The organism is Streptomyces sp. CRN 30 (genome assembly GCF_034105845.1).
This window is the reverse complement of sequence record NZ_JAVRHI010000057.1, coordinates 1-16,792: the sequence shown is the minus strand read 5'-3', so window position 1 is coordinate 16,792 and position 16,792 is coordinate 1. Positions and strand designations below refer to the sequence as shown.

General features: G+C 73.7%; 11 protein-coding genes. 4 read left to right on the top strand and 7 right to left on the bottom strand.

The features are described from left to right. Nucleotides 1-36 precede the first annotated feature (36 nt). The 4 genes from UW392_RS05545 to UW392_RS05530 form a co-directional block, all read right to left on the bottom strand. Nucleotides 37-1,404, bottom strand: coding sequence for a PrsW family intramembrane metalloprotease (locus UW392_RS05545; RefSeq protein ID WP_320773729.1), 1,368 nt, complete (start codon nt 1,402-1,404; stop codon nt 37-39). A gap of 38 nt (nt 1,405-1,442) precedes the next feature. Beyond that, nucleotides 1,443-2,273, bottom strand: a complete 831-nt coding sequence (gene trmB / locus UW392_RS05540; RefSeq protein WP_414495617.1) for a tRNA (guanosine(46)-N7)-methyltransferase TrmB — start codon at nt 2,271-2,273, stop codon at nt 1,443-1,445. 13 nt (nt 2,274-2,286) lie between these two features. Beyond that, nucleotides 2,287-3,516 (bottom strand): L-2-hydroxyglutarate oxidase, encoded by a 1,230-nt coding sequence (gene lhgO / locus UW392_RS05535; RefSeq protein WP_414495615.1) that lies wholly within the window; start codon nt 3,514-3,516, stop codon nt 2,287-2,289. A 102-nt stretch (nt 3,517-3,618) separates the two neighbouring features. Continuing rightward, nucleotides 3,619-5,043: an MFS transporter gene (locus UW392_RS05530; protein WP_320773727.1), complete on the bottom strand. Its 1,425-nt coding sequence runs from the start codon at nt 5,041-5,043 to the stop codon at nt 3,619-3,621. A 769-nt stretch (nt 5,044-5,812) separates the two neighbouring features. Between UW392_RS05530 and UW392_RS05525 the strand changes: the two genes are divergently transcribed. Then, a complete protein-coding gene (locus UW392_RS05525) occupies nt 5,813-7,936 on the top strand; it encodes an asparagine synthase-related protein (RefSeq protein ID WP_320773726.1) in 2,124 nt (707 codons plus the stop codon). A 57-nt stretch (nt 7,937-7,993) separates the two neighbouring features. Here UW392_RS05525 and UW392_RS05520 read toward each other — a convergent pair whose 3' ends face one another. Beyond that, a complete protein-coding gene (locus UW392_RS05520; RefSeq protein WP_320773725.1) occupies nt 7,994-9,829 on the bottom strand; it encodes a sigma-70 family RNA polymerase sigma factor in 1,836 nt (611 codons plus the stop codon). Between the two features lie 204 nt (nt 9,830-10,033). Beyond that, the gene (locus tag UW392_RS05515) at nt 10,034-10,786 is read right to left on the bottom strand and encodes a helix-turn-helix domain-containing protein (RefSeq protein ID WP_320773724.1); all 753 of its coding nucleotides are present in this window, start codon (nt 10,784-10,786) and stop codon (nt 10,034-10,036) included. A gap of 373 nt (nt 10,787-11,159) precedes the next feature. Here UW392_RS05515 and UW392_RS05510 point away from each other — a divergent pair, with 373 nt between their 5' ends. Together UW392_RS05510 and UW392_RS05505 are read left to right on the top strand one after the other, a co-directional pair. Then, complete coding sequence (locus UW392_RS05510) at nt 11,160-12,539, top strand: NAD(P)/FAD-dependent oxidoreductase (RefSeq protein WP_320773723.1); 1,380 nt, start codon at nt 11,160-11,162, stop codon at nt 12,537-12,539. A gap of 173 nt (nt 12,540-12,712) precedes the next feature. Next, complete coding sequence (locus tag UW392_RS05505) at nt 12,713-14,350, top strand: SpoIIE family protein phosphatase (protein ID WP_320773722.1); 1,638 nt, start codon at nt 12,713-12,715, stop codon at nt 14,348-14,350. A gap of 57 nt (nt 14,351-14,407) precedes the next feature. On the opposite strand, the gene UW392_RS05500 is transcribed toward UW392_RS05505, so the two are convergent. Further along, nucleotides 14,408-15,691: an MFS transporter gene (locus UW392_RS05500; protein ID WP_320773752.1), complete on the bottom strand. Its 1,284-nt coding sequence runs from the start codon at nt 15,689-15,691 to the stop codon at nt 14,408-14,410. Nucleotides 15,692-15,814: 123 nt separating this feature from the next. Here UW392_RS05500 and UW392_RS05495 point away from each other — a divergent pair, with 123 nt between their 5' ends. Further along, nucleotides 15,815-16,363 carry a MarR family transcriptional regulator gene (locus UW392_RS05495; RefSeq protein WP_320773721.1) on the top strand — a complete coding sequence of 183 codons (549 nt, stop codon included), beginning with the start codon at nt 15,815-15,817 and terminating at the stop codon, nt 16,361-16,363. Nucleotides 16,364-16,792 lie beyond the last annotated feature (429 nt).

The window sequence follows — 16,792 nt, the reverse complement described above, 5'->3', positions numbered from 1 at the left end:
CGTCGCCGTCCCGCGGTCGTCGCGGTCCGTGGCGGTTCACGGCCGGTACGGGTTGCAGGCGTACGGCTGGGGCACATACGGCTGGGGCACGTACGGCGGCGGGCGGTACGCCGCGGGCGGCGCGGCCGGCTGCCCGTACACGCCGTACACCGGCCAGGGCGGGACCGTCACCGGAACCGGCGGAGCCGTGGCCCGCGCCGCGTGGTCCAGCGCCGGACGCGCCACCTCGCGCCGGCTCCACAGCCGCTCCAGCAGCTCCCGCTCCCGTACGGCGAAGTCGGCGCCCACCCGGCCGCCCCGGGCCCGGTGCCGCAGCAACGCCAGCGACGTCGCGTACGCCTCGTACTCCGCCACCGCCCGCGCCGCCTCCTTCCCGGCGTACCGGCGGGCGTGGTCCCGGGCGACGCGCCGCGCCCGCATCGAGCCGAGCGCGTACGGCTCGGCCGGCGTCAGCCACCCCGCCACCGCGTAGACGGGCAGCTCGGTCCGTACGGTGACCAGCTCGCGCTGCCTGGTCCACACCGCGAGCCAGGTCAGCAGGCCGAACACCGGCACCATGAACACCGCGTACACCGCGAAGAAGCCGTACTCGCCGAAGGCCGACGAACCGTTCCACAGCGCGTGCGTGCCCATCGCCAGCAGCAGACCGGCGAAGGGCAGCAGCACGCGGCGGACGCGCCGGCCGGCCCCGCCGAGCACGGCGAGACCGAAGCCGAGGCCGGTGAGGACCGTGAAGAGCGGATGCGCGAACGGCGACATCACGATGCGCACGAAGAACGTCGCCGCGGTGACGGAGGCGATGCCCCGGCCGCCGGTGATCTGGTCGGTGCCGAAGGCGGTGCCGAGGTAGAGGATGTTCTCGGTGAACGCGAAGCCGGTGGCGGTGACCCCGGCTATGACCACGCCGTCGAGGAGCCCGGTGAAGTGCCGCCGCCGGAAGAGGAAGACCAGCAGGACCGCGGCGGCCTTCGCGGACTCCTCCACCACCGGCGCTATCACCGTGGCGCCCAGGGTGTCCGCGCCCGCCGGGTCCGCGGTGGCCGTCGCTATCCAGCGGGTCGCGAAACTGTTGGCGACGATGGCTATCAGCGCCGCCGCGCAGGCCCCCCAGGCGAACGAGAACACCAGGTGGCCCCAGGGTCCGGGCGCCACCCGGTCCAGCCAGCGGAACGCCGCCAGGAGCAGCGGCACCGGCAGGACCGCGAGACCGAGACCGACCAGGAAGCCCTCCGTGCCGGTCTGCTCGCGCACCAGGGCCAGGATGACCAGACCGGAGAGGGCGAGCAGGGTGATCAAAGCGCCGTACCGCACCCAGCGGCGCTGCCACCAGTGCCGGCGCGGGACGCGGAGCGCGGCACCGGGCGGCCCACCGGCGGGCGTCGGATACGGGGAACTGGTGGCCACGGCATCGATCCTGACGAGACGGGGGCGCCTCCCGGGCTTCAGGCGCCGGTGGGGGGCTGGTCCTGGTGCTGAGGCCGGTGCCTCACCCGGTGCGGTACGCGGCGGAAGAGCAGGTCGTTCACCACATGTCCCTTGTCCAGTCCCTGGCCCTCGAAACGGGTCCGCGGGCGGTGGGCGGGACGGGGCGCGAAACCGCCGTCGGGCCGTGTGTTCTCGAACGCCGGGTGCGCGGTGAGGACCTGGAGCATCTGCTCCGCGTACGGCTCCCAGTCGGTGGCGCAGTGCACCACCGCGCCGGGTGCCAGACGGGTCGCGGCCAGGTCCAGGAACTCCGGCTGGATCAGGCGGCGCTTGTGGTGGCGTGCCTTGGGCCAGGGATCGGGGAAGTAGACGCGCAGCCCGGACAGGGAGTCGGGGGTGAGCATCTCGCGCAGCAGGATGATCGCGTCGCCGTTGCCCACGCGGACGTTGCCCAGGCCCGCGCGTTCGGCGAGCGCCAGCAGGTGGCCCTGGCCGGGGGTGTGCACGTCGACGGCGAGGAGGTTGGTCTCCGGGTCGGCGGCGGCCATCTCGGCGGTGGCCTCGCCCATGCCGAAGCCGATCTCCAGGACCACCGGCCGGTCGTCGCCGAACAGCGCGGGGAGGTCGAGGACCTCCTTGCCGTCGATGTCCAGGCCCCACAGGGGCCACAGCCGTTGCAGGGCGTCGGCCTGTCCGGCGGTGACCCGGCTCCGGCGCGGCTGGAAGCTGCGGATGCGCCGCTCGAAGTGGGACCCGGCGGGATCGGCCCGGGGACCGTCCGGGAAACGGGGCTCACCCTTGCGGCGGGGGCCCTGGGGAGCTGCGGGGGCGGGGTGCGAATCAGACACAGTGGAATCGATTTTACGGGGCGTCGCCCAGCGCTGTCAGGGCGCGGTGGGCCACCTCGCGGCCGATGGGGAGGGACGCGGTGGCCGCCGGCGACGGCGCGTTCAGCACGTGCACCGCGCGGGGCGTCTCCCGGATCAGGAAGTCGTCCACCAGGGTCCCGTCCGCCAGTACGGCCTGCGCCCGCACCCCGGCCCGCGCCGGCACCAGGTCGTCCTCCGTCACCGCGGGCAGCAGCCTGCGCACCGCCGCCGCGAACGCCGCTCCGGACAGCGACCGGCGCAGCTCGCCCGCGCCGTACCGCCAGTGCCGGCGGGCCAGGTGCCAGGAGCCGGGCCAGGCGAGGGTCGAACCCAGCTCACGCGGGCGTACCGTCAGCCGGCCGTACCCCTCGCGGGCCAGGGCCGGCACCGCGTTCGGGCCGATGTGGACGCTGCCGTCGACGCCGCGCGTGAGGTGCACGCCGAGGAACGGGAACGCCGGGTCGGGCACGGGGTAGACCAGCCCGCGCACCAGCTCCGGGCGGGCCAGCTCGTAGTACTCGCCGCGGAACGGCACGATCCGCATCCCCGGGTCGTCGCCGGTGAGCCGGGCGACCGCGTCGCAGTGCAGCCCCGCGCAGTTGACCAGGACCCTGCCGCGGACGACGTCTCCGGAGCGGGTACGGACCGCGACGCCGAGCTCCGGGCGGCGGTCGACGCGCAGCACCTGCGCGCCGTAGCGGATCTCCGCCCCTGAGGCCTCGGCGAGCTGCCGGGCGACGGCCACGTAGTCGCAGACGCCGGTGGTGGCGACGTGTATCGCGGCCGCGCCCTTGACCTGCGGCTCGTACTCGGCGATCTGGGCCGCGCCCAGCTCCCGGACCGGTATGCCGTTCTCCCGGCCGCGCTGGACGAGGGCGTGCAGGCGGGGCAGCTCCGCGCGGTCCGTGGCGACGATCAGCTTGCCGGTGACGGCGTGCGCGATGCCGTACTCCGCGCAGAACTTCACCATCTCGGCGGCGCCGCGCACCGCGAACCGCGCCTTCAGCGAGCCCGGACGGTAGTAGACGCCGCTGTGGATCACGCCGCTGTTGCGTCCGGTCTGGTGGCGGGCCGGGCCCGGTTCCTTCTCCAGCACGGTGACCCGGGTGCCGGGCGCGGCGCGCGTGATGGCGTACGCCGTCGACAGGCCGACGATCCCGCCGCCGATCACCAGCACGTCGCAGTCGTACGCGAACGATCCTCCTGGCCGCACCTGCTCCACCTCCCGGGTCCGATAGTGCCTTGCGCCACTGACAACGCCCTCAAACCCGGGAAACGGAACCCGTGCGTCGCCCGTGCCGTCAGGCGGGAGCCATCAGTGCCGTCAGGCGGGAGCCATCAGCAGGGGGCGGGCGCGCTCGCGCAGCTCGGCCACGCGCGGTTCGTCGCCGTAGGGCTCCAGCCGGTGCAGGAGGTCCTTGACGTACTCCGTGGTGCGGGCGGAGGAGATCCGTCCGGCGACCTCGACCGCGCGCACGCCCTGCTCGCAGGCGGCGTCCAGGTTGCCCGACTCCAGCTCCGCGACGGCCGAGACCACCAGGCGCAGGCCGTGGCTGCGGACGAACTCCTCCGTGGGTTTGGAGAGCGCCTGCTCGGTGAAGCGGCGGACCTGGCGGGGCGCCTTCAGATCCCGGTAGCACTCGGCGGCGTCGGCGGCGAAGCGGTCGTAGGAGTAGAAGCCGAGCCAGTTCGGGTCGTTGTCGCCGGGGCGGGCGCGCTCCAGCCAGCTCTCGGCCGCCTTCAGCGCGCCGCCGGCCGCGTGGGCGTCACTCGCGCGCGCGTGCGCCCTCGCCTCCACCAGCCGGAAGAAGCTCATGGTGCGGGCCGTCGCCAGGCCGCGGTTGCGCTCCAGGGCCGCCTGCGCGAGGTCCACGCCCTCGTCGCCGAAGCCGCGGTAGGTGGCCTGGAGCGACATCGATGCCAGGACATAGCCGCCGAGGGGGACGTCGGCCGCCGCGCGGGCCAGGCGCAGGGCCTGGATGTAGTAGCGCTGCGCGGCCTCCTGCTGGCCCGTGTCGAACGCCATCCACCCGGCCAGCCGGGTCAGTTCGGCCGAGGCGCCGAACAGGGCGCGGCCCACCTCGTCGGAGTACGAGCCGAGGAGGAGGGGAGCGGCCTCGACGCGCAGACACTCCGGGACCATGGAGGAACGCCAGTCGCCGCCGCCGTACTTGGAGTCCCAGCGGCGGGCGTCCTCCGCGGCCTCCCGCAGCTTCCGCACGTCGCTGTGGCCGACTTTGAGCGGCGCGCCGGTACCTTCGGCGGGGCTCGCGTCACGTGCCACGGAACTGTCCGCCGGGGTTATCAGCCAGCGCGAGGCGGGCGTTGCGTATGCGCTGACTGCGAACGAACCGGCGAGCGACTGCCAGATGCCGCCCGAGCCGGCCCGGCGGCCGGCGAGGTCCAGCCGGTACAGCTCGGTCGCCGTCCTGACCGCCTGGCCGACGTCGCGCGGGAAGGCGAGACCCACCTCCGGTGCGGGGTCCGCGTCCGCCAGGCCGATCTCGTGGAGCGGCACCGGGCGGCCCAGCTTCTGGCCGATGGCGGCGGCGATGAGGTGCGGCGCGGCGCCCTGCGGCACCATGCCCTTGGACACCCAGCGCGCCACCGACGTCTTGTCGTAGCGAAGAGTCAACCCGCGTTGCGCGCCGAGGTCGTTGACGCGTCGCGCGAGTCCTGCGTTGCTGATTCCCGCGAGGGCGAGAACCGCGCCGAGCTTTTCGTTCGGCCCGCGTTGCTCCCTGGACATGCGCCACCCCTCGACACAGACGGCTGCCGCGCTGGCATAACCACGCGGCATTCGTAAACCCAGCGTAGTTCGCCGCATCCCAAGCGTTAAGAGGCATTGTTCCGGATGGCGGGATTGTGGTCCGTACTGAAGTGCGGAGTCTGTACGGACTGTTGCCGTGTGCTCCCGATGTGTGGCCGTGCGCCCGTCCGTGCGCTCTTCTCCGGCCACCTCGGGAGCGGTTCCATGAGTCTTGCGTGGGTCGGCCCGCTGTACTGGATCCAGCGGGCTGGGGGACACCGCCGCCTCATATCCCCGCGGGCGGCGGACCGGTCCGGGGGGCGTGCCCCGCCTCCCGGACCGTACGCGATCGGGTGGTGCGCGGGCCCTGTACGGAGCGTGTTCGAACGCGACGGCAGGTTTGCGATTTGGCCGAAAACAGTTCCCGGTCGTATTCGCGTACTACCCCTCTCACCACGGCACTTGAGGGCGCATCAGGTGTTGTTGGGGCGTGAAGCGGGGGCGCATTCGCGTCGCGGGAGCGTCGCAGTCGCATCGGAGATCCACCGGGACGAGGCGGACGCCGCCCGTCCGCGCGGCGGACGCCGGTCGACCGGGGCAGCCGCCCGTCGTCCGGGCGGCAGGCGCCGGGAACCTCGCGCGCAGCTCGGCGGGGGCGCATGAACAGGAGCACAAGCGGCTCCGCCGCCCCTCCGGCGCGCTCCCTTCATGGCAGCATGGGGACCAGTTCATACCTTGCACTGGTTGTCCACAGGCTGTGGAGGCGTCGATGCGGTGGTTGGTGGGGTGGAGCAGCGCCGCCGCGGGGAACGCGGGTGCCCTCGGAGGCGGGGCGACCGCCGGAGCCACCGGGTACGACGGCGAGACCGTGCACCCGGTGGGCTCCCATCTCCTGTGGGGCGACCCCGATCCGCTCTGGGCGGTCGGCGACTGGCGCCCCGACGAGGTGCGCGTCGTCAGCGCCGACGCCGAGACCCGGATCGCCGTCCTCGGGCTGTGCGGCGCGTCCGACGAGCAGTTGAGGGTCGCGTTGTTCGCAGCGCGCGGGGGCGCGCTGCGCCATCTGACCGCCTGGCCCGGCAGTTACACCGCCGTCGTCCAGGTCGGCCGCCGGATCACCGTCTGCGGCGACCTCGCGGGGGCGCGCCCCGTCTTCCACACCCCCTGGGCCGCCGGCACCGCCTACGCCACCGCCGCGCTGCCGCTGGCCGACCTCGTCGAGGCCAACCTCGACTTCCCCTACCTCGCCGCGCTGCTCGCCGCCCCCGACGTGCCGGCCGCGCTGGACGACTCCACCCCGTACGACGGGGTGAAGCGGGTGCCGCCGGGGCACGCGCTGATCCTGCGCGCCGGGGCACGCGAGATCGCCGGGTACGAGCCCGTCGCCTCGCTCGCCGTCGCCGCGCCGCCCGCCGACCCCGACAGCGCGGTGGACGGCGTACGGGACGCGCTCGTCGAGGCCGTACGCACCCGGCTCGCCGCGCCGCGGCACGTGCCCGGCGACGGCATAGACCCCGGGCCCGTACCCGGCATGGGACCGGCCGCGCGGCGCGCCGCGCGCGGGAGGCCCGTGCCCGGGATCGGCGCGGACCTCTCCGGCGGGCCGGCCTCCGCGACGCTCGCGCTGCTCGCCGCCGGGCTGCCCGGGATGCCGGGGACCGTGCTCGGTCACGGCACGGGAGCCGGCGAGCGGCTGCTCGCCGTCACCTTCAACGACCTCGCCGTCGGCGGGCGCGAGGCCGAACTGGAGCGGGCCGGGGCCGTCGCCGCCAACCCGCGGCTGCACCACGTCGTCGTCGCCGGCCGCGAGGAGTCACTGCCCTACGCCGAACTGGACGGGCCGCTGACCGACGAACCCGGCGCGGTGCTCGTCTCGGCGGCGCGGCACCGGGCGCGGCTGTCGGCCGGCAGCGCGGACCACTTCACCGGGTACGGGGCGCGGCAGGTCCTCGACGCGCATCCGGCCCGGCTGGCCGACCTGCTGGTGGACCGGCGGCGGCGGCACCTCGTCCGGCCGGTGGCCGCGCTGGCCAGGGCGGACGGGTCGGTGATGGTGCCCGCGCGGGTGTACGCCGCCGCGCGGCGGCTGTCCCGTACGCCGTACCGCGCGGGCCTTGAGGGGCTCGCGGAGCAGCTGCGCGGCCTGCGGGGGCGGGCGCCGGAGGAGTCCTGGGAGGACGACGGGGCGGTGGGGGCCTCGCTGGCGGCGCTGAGCTGGGGGAGACCCGGGCCCGCCGCGCGGTGGCTGACCGGGGAGGCGCTCGCAGAAGTATCGGTTCGCCTGATGGCGGCGACGCAGCGGTCCGGGGTCGGTCCCGGGCAGCGGCCCGGGGACTTCCGGGCGCGGGCGACGCTGGCTCGGCAGGCGGCGGAGGTGCGGGTGCTTGAACAGGTCGCGGAGATCCGCTCGCAGCGGCTGCACACGCCGTTCCTCGACAACCAGGTCGTACGGGCGTGCCGGGCGCTGCCGGAGGCGCTGCGCGTGCGGCCGGGGGCGCGGGCGGCGATCCTGCGGACCGTGCTGGAGGAGGCCGGGGTGCGGGAGGTGCCGGGGGGCTGGGGCACGCCGACGCAGGGGGTCGCGGCGGCGACTGCTCGGGCGGGGCTGCGGGGGGCCGCGGACTCGCTGATGGAGGTCTTCGACCGGCCGTTGCTGGCGGAGGCCGGGCTGGTGGAGGCGCGGGTCGTGCGGAAGGCGGTACGGGCGGCCGCGGCGGGCGAGTCCCTGCCGCTGGACGGCCTGGCGGACCTCGTCTCCCTGGAACTGTGGCTGGGGCGGCTGCTGGCCCGTCGGGGGACGTGCTGGACGGGCACACCCGCGCGGGCGCGGGCGGTGCCCGGCGGGATCGTGCGCCGGCGGGGGGAGCTGGGGGCGGTGGCTTCCGGGGGGTGAGCGGGTCCCGTGCCTGCGGCGCGTGTGCGGGTGGGGTGGGGTGCGCGACGAGACCTGCTACGAGCAGGTGAACCTCGACTCCGCCCAGTCCGCCAGCGCGACCGCGTCGAAGGGGCCCACCGGGTCGACGACCAGCCGGACGGTGTCGCGCCCGGTGATGTCCACATGGACGGGTACCGGGGCGTCCCCGCCCTGTAGCGGCGGGGACTTCCAGAGCCGAGCCCCGTCCGCGTGGACGGAGAACCGTACCTTTCCCAGCTTCATGGTGAGGTCGTCGACCCCGACCACCGCGTCGTACGCCGTACAGCTGCGGTTCAGGTCGATCGTGACGGAGGACCGTCCGTGGACGGTGACCCCGTGCGCGTACGACCGCCCGGCGATCTTCGTCCCGCCCCGCTGCCACGCCCAACTGCTCTCCCCGATCCGCATCTCCGGCTCGCTCCCGTCACCTGCGACGTCGTACGCCAGCTCGCTCCACCGGTAGACGGTCGGGGCGGGGGGCGGTGTGGCGGGCGGTGGTGTGGTGGGCGGTGGTGTGGCGGGCGGTGGTGTCGGTGTCCGGCTCGGCGGCGGGGGCGGGGTGGGGGAGGGGGTACGCGTCGGGCGATCGGACGGGGGCGTCGGCTTCGCAGGTGTCGGTGTCGGTGTCGGTGTCGGTGTCGGTGTGGGTTCGGGTGCCGGGCGCGACGAGGCCGGCGTCGACGGCGCGGGCGTCGGCTGCGCCACCGCCGACGATCCCGTGGGGGCGGCTTCCGGCTTGCCGGCCTCCGGTGCCTTGCCGCCCGCCAGTGCCAGTACGACCGCCGCGATGCCCGCCGCCGCCACCCCCGCCGCGATGCCTGCCTTCACCGGCGTGCCCAGGCCCTCCGACGCGGCGCCCGCTCCCGTGGAGGAACCGCTCGCCGCCGCCCCGGCGGCGCCGGCCGCCGAGGCTCCGCCGATGATCCCGGCCGCCTTGGCGTAACCCGCCGCGCCGAACCAGCCGATGACCGCCACCGGCACGACCGCCGGGATGCCCCCGGCGACCTCCTGGATCTGCAGGGCCGCCAGCCGGCACCTGGCGCACTCCTCCAGGTGTGCCCGCAGCCCGCGCTCGGCCCGGGTGCGCAACCGGCCGCGCGCGTACGTGCCCAACTGGTCGGCGTACCGCGCGCACTCCTCGTCGCCCGCCAGCGCCTCACTGACGTGCGCCTGGAGGTACGCCTGCTTCAGCCCCTCCCGCGCCCGGCTCGCCAGCACGCGCGTGCCGTTGGCGTCCAGCCCGAACAACGTGGCGACCTGGCTCGGCGACTCCTCCTCGACCTCGGTGTGCCACAGCACCGCCTGCCACCGCTCGGGCAGCGAACGGAACGCCCGCATGGCCATCGACTGCTCGGCCTCGTGCATCGCCCGTACGTCCGCGCCGAGCTCCAGCGTGTCGTCGTCCGCGCCCGGCGCCGGACGGGCCGACTGCGCGGCGAACACCGCGAAGTCGTCGACCAAATGCTCGCGCCGCGCCGAGCGGGACCACCCGGCGGCGACCCGCCGGACGCTGGTGAGCAGGTACGCGCGTACGGCGTGGTCGGGGCCCGAACCGCCCCGGACCGCCTGGAGCATGCCGGCGAAGACCTCGGCGGTCAGGTCGTCCGCGGTGTGGGCGTCCCGGCAGCAGGTGCGGGCATAGCGGCGCACCGCGTCCGCGTGGCGGCGGAACAGGTCCTCGTAGGCCGTGTCGTCGCCCGCGCGCATCCGGGCGATCAGGTCGGCGTCGGAGCCGTCCCCGTGCGCTCGGCGCTGCGCGGGGACATTTCGCCGGGGCACGGCCGTCGGGCCGCCCTGGCCGGGTACCTGGGGTGCGGCGCCCGTCTCCGCGGCACCGTCGCCCAGCGGGCCGCCCCGCCTCTCACCGTCCATCGCGGAACGCCCCCGACACCCGCCCGACCAGTCCGAACATCGGGTCAGCGTGTCACAGTGGCCCATCCGCAGGAACGGACGCGGCGGAGCGTCACCCGTCCGTGGGAATCACTCGGAAACCCGGATCGGCCGTCGTGGACGGGGTAGAGATCACTCCCCGCGTGGGAGGGCGGGCGTGGTGTGCGCCCGCCCTCCGTCCCTACGTCACGCGGGGCGCGACCGCAGGCCCTCCAGCAGGATGTCCAGGAGACGGGCCGAGGCCGCCGCCTGCTGGGCCGCGTCCGGGAGGGACGGGGCAGCCGTGGCTATCACCAGCAGCACGTCCGACACCGACACGTCCGGCCGCAGCTCACCGGCAGCACGCGCGCGCTCCACGAGCCGGCCGACGACCTCCAGCAGCGCCGCCGCACCCGTGCCGTCCTCCAGGACGGCCGTACTGTCCACCGACTGCTCGGGCACCAGGCGCAGTTCGCCGGTGCCCGGCTGTATCCGCTGCTGCGGCACCCGCGGCTCGCCGTCGGCGTGCTCGTCCGCCACACCCACCCGCAGCACCTGCGGCGGCAGCAGCCGCCCGGCACCGGACGCCACCGACGTCCGCAGGAAACGGGAGAGCGCCGACCACGGCTCGTCCTCCTGCCCGAGCGCCGCCCGAGCCTGATCCGTGAGCCGGGTCGTCTCCTCCTCGGCTATCCGGCGCACCAGCACGTCCTTGCTGGGGAACCGCCGGTAGACCGTGCCGACGCCGACCCGCGCGCGGCGGGCCACGTCCTCCATCGGCGCGCCGTACCCCAGCTCGCCGAACACCTCACGTGCCGCACGCAGCACGTGCTCCAGATTGCGCTGTGCGTCCACGCGCAGCGGTGCCGTACGCGCGCTGTCGCCGCGTCCGCCACCCGTCGCGCTCATCGTGCCGCCTGATGCGACAGCGGAAGGCCAATGAGAGTCCTGAACATGCATAGACAATCCCCCGGTAATGACGTCTCCCCCCGGAGACTCTCCCCGTCATCGGAAGCCGGAGTGTGTCCGTACGGGCCCGCTTCCCGGGCCGCCCGTCGCGAGCCCGAAGAGCATCCCCCCTACACTCCGTCGAGACGAACATAGTTGAGTGGGAGTCAATTCAGAAGGGGCAGGTTCCGCACGGAGCGCCCCCCGATCGGAGTACGGGTCCGAAACGCCCCCGATGGGACCCTTGTTCTCCCCCTGCCCACCCACGCTGACCTGCGTTGCTCCCGGTTACATCGACAATTCGGCCAACCCCGTCCATCACCGCTCTCCAGTCATACGAATTGCCGGGGCTGTGGACAAACTCCAGCGCCGGGTGCGTCATGGGATGGTGAAGGAACGTGCGCGCATTCTCGTTGTCGGCGGCGGCTACGTCGGGATGTACACGGCCCTGCGCCTGCAACGGAAGCTCAAAGGCGAACTGCGGCGCGGCGAGGCCGAGATCACCGTCGTCACACCCGACCCGTACATGACCTACCAGCCGTTCCTCCCCGAGGCGGCCGCCGGTTCCATTTCCCCGCGCCACGTCGTCGTACCCCTGCGCCGCGTACTGCGCGAGTGCCGCGTCCTCGTGGGCGAGGCGGAATCGGTCGACCACGCCCACCGGACCGTCGCCGTCACCACCTCCGCGACCGCCGAGAAAGGCACCGGGCCGCGCTCACTGCCGTACGACGAACTCGTCCTCGCGCCCGGCTCCGTCTCCCGCACCCTCCCCGTCCCCGGCCTCGCCGAGCACGGCATCGGCTTCAAGAACATCGAAGAGGCCATCGGACTGCGCAACCACGTCATCGAGCAGCTCGACATCGCCTCCTCCACCCGCGACCCCGCCCTCCGCGACGCCGCCCTCACCTTCGTCTTCGTCGGCGGCGGGTACGCGGGCGTGGAGGCGCTCGGCGAACTGGAGGACATGGCCCGCTACGCCACGCGCTACTACCCCAACGTCCCGGCCGAGGACATGAAATGGATCCTGGTGGAGGCGGCCGACCGCATCCTCCCCGAGGTCGGCGCCGAGATGGGCCGCCACACGGTCACCGAACTGCGCCGCCGCAACATCGACGTACGCCTGCGCACCCGCCTCGAATCCTGCGCCGACCGCGTCGCCGTACTGAGCGACGGCTCCCGCTTCCCCACCCGTACGGTCGTCTGGACGGCCGGCGTCCGGCCGCACCCGCTCCTCGCCGCCACCGACCTGCCGCGGGACGCGCACGGACGGCTCGTCTGCACCGCCGAACTGGCCGTGGCGGGCACCACGCACGCGTGGGCCGCGGGAGACGCCGCCGCCGTCCCCGACACCACCTCCGACGCCCCGGGCGCCCTGTGCGCCCCCAACGCGCAGCACGCCCTGCGCCAGGCCCGCGTCCTCGGCGACAACATCGCCCACTCCCTGCGCGGCGAACCCCTCGACACCTACGCGCGCGAGAACGCCGGCGCGGTCGCCTCGCTCGGCCTCCACCGAGGCGTCGCACAGGTCCACGGACGGCGGCTGAAGGGCTACCCGGCCTGGCTGCTGCACCGCGCCTACCACCTCAGCCGCGTCCCCACCGTCAACCGCAAGGCGCGCGTGCTCGCCGAATGGACCCTCGCGGGGCTCTTCAAAAGAGAGATCGTGTCGCTGGGCTCACTGGAACATCCCCGCGCGGAGTTCGAACTCGCGGCCGGGGGAAATGCTTCCCCAGAACCCCCGGGCAACCCGAAGGGGTCGTCCTGACCGGACCCAGGAACTCCGCCGGTCGGCCCGGCGTCTGACGGATGTCGGCCCGTTCGGCTCCCTGCCAGACTGGTCCACACCACCAAGGGCGGGCCGCCGCTCGCCCCGCACGGCCCCCGGGGGCCCGGCCGGTTCCGGTGCCGGCCGCCGACGACTACACGAGGCAAGGATTCGTGAACTTCACGCGCTGGAGCGCCCGACTCCCCGGAACGCAGCGCCGCGCGGCAGCGCGGACCGACACCACGGTCTCCCCGGACCGGCGGGGAGAGAGCTCCGTGCCCGCCGCCCGCGTCGAGCAACTGACCGAAGAGGCACCGCCCGTACCCGCCGTGGACGACCTCCCCGTCCGCGACGTACTCGACCGCGTCCCGGCCCTCGTCGCCCTCGTCCACGGCCCCGACCACCGCATCGCCTACGTCAACGACGCCTATACGGCCGCCTTCGGCGTACGCCCTACGGGTGAACGCGCGCGCGAGGCCCTCCCCGAACTCGCCGAGCTGGGCCTCTTCCCCCTCCTCGACCAGGTCCAGCGCAGCGGCAGACCCCGCACCCTCAAGTCCCGCAAGGCCCCCGACGGCCGCTCCTACACCTTCACCTGCACCCCCGTGCGCGAGGGCGACGGCGGAGTGCTCGTCTTCGCCACCGACGTCACCGACCACGCCGAGGCCGCCGAGCGGCTGCGCGCCAGCGAACGGCGCCAGCGCGAGACGGCCGTCACCCTCCAGCGCTCCCTGCTCCCCCAGGAGCTCGAAGAGCCCGACGACCTCCGCATCGCCGCGACCTACCACCCCGGCGGCACCGAGGCCGCCGTCGGCGGCGACTGGTACGACGTGATCACCCTCGGCGGCGGCCGCACCGCCCTCGTCATCGGCGACGTCATGGGCCGCGGGGTCCGCGCCGCCGCCGTCATGGGCCAGCTCCGTACGGCGGTGAGGGCCTACGCCCGTCTCGACCTGCCCCCGCACGAGGTCCTCCAGCTCCTCGACGGCCTCGCCACCGAGATCGACGCCAACCAGATCGCCACCTGCGTCTACGCCGTCCACGACCCCAATGAGGGCCGGCTGGTGTACGCCTCCGCCGGGCACCTGCCGATCCTGGTCCGCGACGAGAAGGGCACCGTCCGGCGCGCCGACGAACCGACCGGCCCGCCGCTGGGCACCGGCGGCTGGGTGCACTCCTCCGGCTCCGTCCCGCTCGCCCCGGGCTCCACCGCCGTCCTCTACACCGACGGCCTGGTCGAACGCCGCAACGAGGACCTCGACGAGGGCATCGCCGCCCTCGGCCGCGCCCTGGCCGGCGCCCGCGGCACCCCGCAGGTGATCTGCGACCGCCTGGTCCGCTCGGCCGGCGTCACCGCCGACCACGACGACGACGTCGCCGTCCTCGTCCTCCAGCACCCGGCCCGCACCGGCCACGAGAACGATCTCTTCCGCAACGCCGCCCTCGAACTGCTCGGCGGCGTCGAGGCCGCCCCACGCGCGCGTGCCTTCGCGTCCGGCGTGCTGACCAGCTGGCGGTTCCCCGTCGACCTGCACGACCTTGGCGTCCTGGCCGCCAGCGAACTCGTCGCCAACTCGCTCCAGCACGGCACCCCGCCCATGCGGCTGCGCCTGCGCCGCACCGACCGCCGCCTGATCATCGAGGTCACCGACGGCGACGACCACCTGCCCAGACGCCGCCGGGCCGAGCCCGCCGACGAGTCCGGCCGGGGCATCGCCATCGTCGCGACCATCGCCTCCGGCTGGGGCAGCCGCCGCACCCCCGGCGGGGGCAAGGCGGTCTGGTGCGAGTTCGCCCTGCCCCGGCCCTGAGCCCCGGTTCCGGGTCCTACGGCCCCGCTCTCGGGTCCTACGCCCCGCTCCCGGGTCCTAGGCCTCGGCCGGGGCGGTCGTGGAGCCGGCGGGCGCCACGCCCTGCCGGACCACCCGGCTGCGCAGCAGCCACGGCCGGTCCTGCACCTCCGTGAGCTGCCGGCCCAGCCGCACCGCCAGCACCGTCATCCCCAGGGAGAACAACAGGAACACCACGATGTACGGGCCGGGCAGCGCCGCCGCGAGCGGCCCGCCCACCGCCGGCCCCACGGCCAGCGCCAACTGCTTCACCAGGGCGAACGCGGAGTTGTACTGGCCCGCCATGCCGCTCGGCGCGAGATCCGCGACCAGCGGCACCAGCGTCGGCGACAGCAGCGACTCGCCCAGCCCGAAGAGCGCGTACGTCGAGACGAACGCGGCCGTCGCCATCGTCTGGCTGCCGTGCCCGAGCCCGGCGTACCCGGCGATCGCCCAGGCCACCGCCCAGATCAGCCCGACGGACGCGATGACCCGCGACCGCTTCCGCCGCTCCACGAACCGCAGCACGGCGAACTGCGCGACCACGATCATCAGTGTGTTCGCCGCCAGCGCCGTGCCGAGCGCGGACGTCGAGATCCCGGCGGCCTCCACGCCGTACGCGCTCAGCCCCGACTCGAACTGGCCGTAGCAGGCGAAGAACAGCACGAACCCCAGGACGAGCAGCTGCACCATGGCACGGTTGCCCAGCAGCTGCTTCCAGCTGTTCCGGGTCGACTGCTCCTCCGGCACCTCGCCCGTGCGCGGCGCCCGCTCCATCCGCACCGTGGCCAGCACGGCGGTCAGCACCAGGAACATCGCCGCCTCGATCGCGAACAGCAGCGTGAAGGAGGCGGGGCTGGAGGTGTCGACCAGGTGCCCGCCGATGAGCCCGCCGACGCCGAGCCCGAGGTTCTGCAGGAAGAACTGCAGGGCGAAGGCGCGCGACCGGGTCTCCGAGGTGGAGCAGTCCACGATCATCGTCGCGAGCGCCGGCTGCATCACGGCCTGCCCGGCCCCCAGCGCCGCCGCGGACGCCAGCACGGTGGGGGCCTGCCCGGACACACCGAGGCTCAGCGCCCCCACCGCGGCCAGCACGAGAGCGGCGAGCAGTACGGGCAGCGGACCACGCCGGACGATGGCCCGCCCGGCGAACGGCAGCACGATCAGCGCGGCCACGGCGAAGACGGCGAGTACGAGACCCGCCGTCACGGAACCCAGTCCCCGCACCTGCGCCACATAGACGTACAGGTAGGGGACGGTGAAGCCGAGCCCGAACGCACTGAGTGCGTTGCCCACGTGGATCCGGCGCATCGCGGCGCCCATCGCCCTGGTCACGTTCACCTCTTCCACTAGTTAGGAGTGAAGACTTCGAAAGTAAAGTTCGAAGCTAAAGAGTACACAGCGAAGGACTTCAAAGCAAAGCCCCGCCGTGCCATACTGCGGGCCATGGGCGACACCTCAGCTGCCGGAGAGCCGACACTCGAAGAACAGATCGCCGCCTACCAGCGCGAGTTCCAGGACCTCGACCCGCAGGTCGAGAAGATCGTGTCGGCGCTGTCCCGCCTGAACCGCCGCATGAACGTCGCGTACGGCCGTCAGACCTCCGACCTGGGCATCAGCAACACCGACTTCGAGGTACTGAAGGCACTCGTGCTCTCCGGCGCCCCGTACCGGTTGGGCCCCGGCGAGCTCGCCAAGCGCCTCGGCCTGACCCCCGCCGCGATGACCCACCGCATCGACCGCCTGGTCACGGAGGGCCTTGTCACCCGGGAGCGGGACGAGGCCAACCGGGTCCGCGTCATCGTCGAGCTGACGGACGAGGGCCGGGGGAAGTGGCTGGAGGCCATGCGCCTCGCCTCGGTCTTCGAGGAGGACCTCCTCCAGGACCTCTCCCCCGAGGAGCGGACCGCCCTCGGTGAGGTGCTCACCCGCCTGCTGCGCAGGGTGGAGCACGCGCAGCCGGACGCCGGCGGCCGGCTCACCGACCTCGATTAAAGATCTTGACAGGGGACGCTTGACAGCCCCCTGCCCGATCCGTAGAGTTCTTCGGGTTGCCGCAGAGCCGTAACGGTTTTGCGGAAGCACTTCCGCCGCAGTAGCGGCACCTCACACCACAGCACGACCTCCCCCGGGAACGATTTCGGCATGCCCGATTTCAATTCCGAACTCCGATTTTGGAAACAGGGAGCGGGTCCGCTAAGGTTTGAGACGTCGGAACGGCCCAACAGCCGCAAAGACAAACCCCGCTGACTGGGAATCAGGCCCGAAAGGATCTGATAGAGTCGGAACCGCCGGAAAGGGAAACGCGAAAGCGAGAACCTGGAAAGCACCGAGGAAATCGGATCGGAAAGATCTGATAGAGTCGGAAACGCAAGACAGCAAGACAAGCAGGACCGAAGGGAAGCGCCCGGAGGAAAGCCTGAG